The 3,511-nt window shown below is 62.5% G+C and carries 3 protein-coding genes; 2 read left to right on the top strand and 1 reads right to left on the bottom strand.

Annotated features, from left to right (window positions below):
- Positions 1 to 131 precede the first annotated feature (131 nt).
- Positions 132 to 1,160 carry a hypothetical protein gene (locus SGJ19_26600; GenBank protein MDZ4783834.1) on the bottom strand — a complete coding sequence of 343 codons (1,029 nt, stop codon included), beginning with the start codon at positions 1,158 to 1,160 and terminating at the stop codon, positions 132 to 134.
- A gap of 823 nt (positions 1,161 to 1,983) precedes the next feature.
- On the opposite strand from SGJ19_26600, the gene SGJ19_26595 reads away from it, so the two are divergent.
- Positions 1,984 to 2,757, top strand: coding sequence for a CPBP family intramembrane glutamic endopeptidase (locus SGJ19_26595; GenBank protein MDZ4783833.1), 774 nt, complete (start codon positions 1,984 to 1,986; stop codon positions 2,755 to 2,757).
- A 472-nt stretch (positions 2,758 to 3,229) separates the two neighbouring features.
- On the top strand, positions 3,230 to 3,511 hold a 282-nt coding region (locus SGJ19_26590), incomplete at its 3' end, for a hypothetical protein (protein ID MDZ4783832.1).

The raw sequence follows: 3,511 nt of genomic DNA, 5'->3' as shown, positions 1-3,511 counted from the left end.
GCCGTCTCGGTGGAGTACCGCGTCAACCGCGTTCAAGGCGTTCTACGCCGCCTTCAGCGACGGGCCGACTCGTGCCTGGAAAGACGCTCGTCATCCAGCCCGCTAACAAATCGGTCGTCATTCCGCCTGCGCTACGAATTCGCCGGTACCGGCTCGACTTTCGTCACATCCAGCAGCCGTGATACTCGCGCCCCGCGATTCAACCGGCCCACGACGAAGAGCGGCTTGATCGGATTGTGGGCGAGGCATGCCGTTTGGTATTGCTCTCTCGTCAGGCGAGCACGGGCTCGTATTACTTCGTCGCCATCGAACACCGTGAATACCACTTCGCCTTCGCGAACGCCGTCCGCAATTTCCGTCCCCTTCAGTTCGTCGACGTAAGCGATCCACATCTTCGATTCCGATGCCTCGGTCGGTCGTAACTGTCGATAGACTTCCTCGACCGCTTCGAACTCGTCGTAACTGAACACGATCTGTGAAGGCAAATCTGCAGCGGATCCCATCGGAGTCGACGGAGCCCACGACGGAAGGAATTCCAGGATTCCGTCTTCTTCCTTCGGCCGCATTTTCAGCAGCGCGTCGCAAAGGTTCGCACTCACCAGCGGCTCGGCTTCGTCGACAATGCTGTTCACGCGGTCTTCTTCGATGGCCTGGTCCAACGACAGGAGTGCTCGCGTCAGCAGCGACGTGGCCTGCCTCGCGAATGGCTCGGCCGAGTCATCCGTGCCGGCCTCGTTAGCGTCGACGGCTCGCATCGGACAAGCGATCGCCACCACGAAGCTACGTTGCTCGGTTTGGTTCAACTGGCAACGGTCCAATAGTTGAACCGCTTCGGTTCGACTTAGTTTCGGATGATACTTCTTTCGAACCAATGCCGAGTGCGCCGCGGCCATCAGCGACTGCTTGGCACCACCGAGCAAGTCTATCGCCTGAGTGAGCGGCAAGGTTCCCTTTTCCGTCCGTCGCGAATCGACCCGATAGCGGAGAACGTCGGAATCGAAGTTGAGCAAATCAGTCACGACTGCGGCGGCGGAGCGGGACTCGAAGTCCGCTAGCGTCTGCACTGCTTCCTGCATGCGCTCCACAAAGTCCGGCCGCGTAGAGTCGATCGGTACCAAAACCTGCTGCAATCCGTTCTCATACGGACTGTTGTAGATCATGAGTCGACCGGTTGTTCGGAAAGGGCGCCAGCCGCGCGAACGCGCGTATCCCTGAACGTCTCGCGGAATGAGACGGTTGAGCATTTCAGGGACTAGGTCAGACGTGATCGACATGAGACACTCCGTCGGTTCGCATCGATTCCCCATTTGTCCTCAATGCGTCCCGTCGTCTCAAAAGCGAAGCCGGCTCGCGCACAAGTCGCGTGCAACGCGGCTACGCTGAGCTGTTCTTGGATGTCGGTAAGGTCCATCGCGATGGATCGGAAAGCGGACGCGTGATTGGCCTCAAATAGCTCGACTCACTCCGGCGGTATTGTGGCGATGGACCATAGTTCCGGTCAATCAATTCGACCAAGCACTCAAACGGCAAGAATCGGCGGTAAAACGATCCGCCTCTCTTCATTCGGCGGCTGCGATGCTCCAGAGCGAGACGACGCCGGCAAAAAAGCCGGCCCGCCCCCTCCGCTCGCGCGTAACTAACGGGCCGCCGCTGCGCCTCGCCATCCGGCGGTCGCGGGCTTTCGTCAGATCGCCATCGGAGCCATGATTCCGTCCCGCGGCAGACATTCATCACCATGCCGCATCGAAGCTTGGCCATTCCACAGAGTTTTCATGACGGAGGCTCGCCATGGATATTCCCCCAGGGCCGTTGCGAATAGGCGCTAGGAGTTAGAGCTAGAAGTTAGAGCGAGGGGCAAGTTCAGCGTTCCGGATTGGGGGGCGGTTGTGGAGGACGTGCCGTTTCGAATAGGCGCTGGGCGTTAGAGTTAGACGCTAGAGTGGACGGTTGCGGTTTCAGAATCCAGCGTTCGGGAGTTGAGTCGTGAACGACGTCCCGGTGCCGAAACGATTCGACGCGGTGCAGTTGGGGCCTGCGCCGCTCGGCCTCGTTGCCTCGCTGCTCTTGTTCGGCGGTGCCGGCCTGCTGCTCTTCGTCGCCACGCGCGTGGCCATCCCGTTGCTGATTCGAACGACCGGTTGCGAAGGGGTGATCGCCTGGTTCGCCGCCGCCGGGTTCGGCGTCTTCCTGCCGCTCGTGATCATCGGCTGGGTGATGCTCCGCCGCGAAGGGATGTCCGACGGACGCCGATTGTGGAGCGAGCGGTTGCGCTTCCGACGGCTGACGGCCGCCGACCTCGGCTGGACGCAGGGTGATCTGGGCTGCGCCCTGGCCGGACTGGCGATTGTCGGGCTCGGCAGCGCGGCTACGATCGGGGCCCTGCGGTGGTGGTCGCCCGATATTCGGCTGCATCCGTCGTTCCTGGCGATGGAGCCGCTCGGGCCGGGCCGCTACTGGATCTTCGCCGTGTGGTTGCCGTTCTTCGCGATCAATATCCTGGGCGAAGAGTTCCTCTGGCGAGGCGTCGTGCTGCCCCGGCAAGAGCGGGCGCTCGGCCGCCATGCCTGGGCGGCAAACGGAGCCGGTTGGCTTCTGTTCCACCTCCCCTTCGGACCGACCATCCTCGTGATGCTCGTTCCGGTCGTCTTTCTCATTCCCTATCTCGTTCAGCGGCGCGGCAATACCTGGATCGGCGTCGCGCTGCACGCGGCCATCAACGGTCCCGGCTTCATCGCGGTCGCCCTGGGCGGGGTTTAGCCCGCGCCACTTCCGTCATAAAGCCGCGACCGGCCCTCGCGCTTTGCGCGTTCAGCAACACCTCGCTCCGCGCGCTCAGAAGCACCTCGCTCTGCGCACCGCAGCACCGCGCTCTGCAAGTGCGGGCGCCCGCTACTCAAAAACCCCGCTCCCGCCCGCAGAAAGCGGCGCACCACTACTGAACAAATCACAGCAGTCGCACGCTCCGCAGCAGGTGTAGCAGTGAGCGCCGCGCTGAAACCCCGCGATTTCCAGCCGCAAAAAAATTCTCGAAAAGGTTCGCCAGACGCATCCGCCGTCGCGCTCTCAACTTCCGCCTCTCTGCTACACGCGCCGCAGCGAACGCACCACATTTTTTCCAACCCCACCGCCCCTGGAAGGACATACCGGTCCGATCTACGGACTGGCGTTTCATCCTGACGGGCGTCGACTGGCCTCGGTCGGCTGGGATCACGCCGTGCGAATCTGGAACATGGCCGCCGGTAGCCAAGTCAAATCGTGGGAAGCGCATCAGGCCGACGTTTGGTCGGTCGCGTATTCGCCGGACGGCTCGAAGCGGGTGACCGGCGGGTCCGAAGGCGCGGTGAAGGTCTGGAACGCCGAAACCGGAGAACTGATTGCCGACTACGGGAGCCAAACGAGCACCGTGCACGTGGTGGCCTACGGCGACGACGGCCGGCACGTTCTTTCGGGCAGCCGCGACGGGACGATGCGGATTTGGAAGGGGGAGTGCGGGGCGGAGGGACGGAGGGAT

The sequence above is a fragment of the Planctomycetia bacterium genome (assembly GCA_034440135.1).
GTDB lineage: Bacteria > Planctomycetota > Planctomycetia > Pirellulales > JALHLM01 > JALHLM01.
The sequence above is the reverse complement of the archived record's forward strand: the minus strand, read 5'-3'. Positions and strand labels throughout refer to the sequence as shown.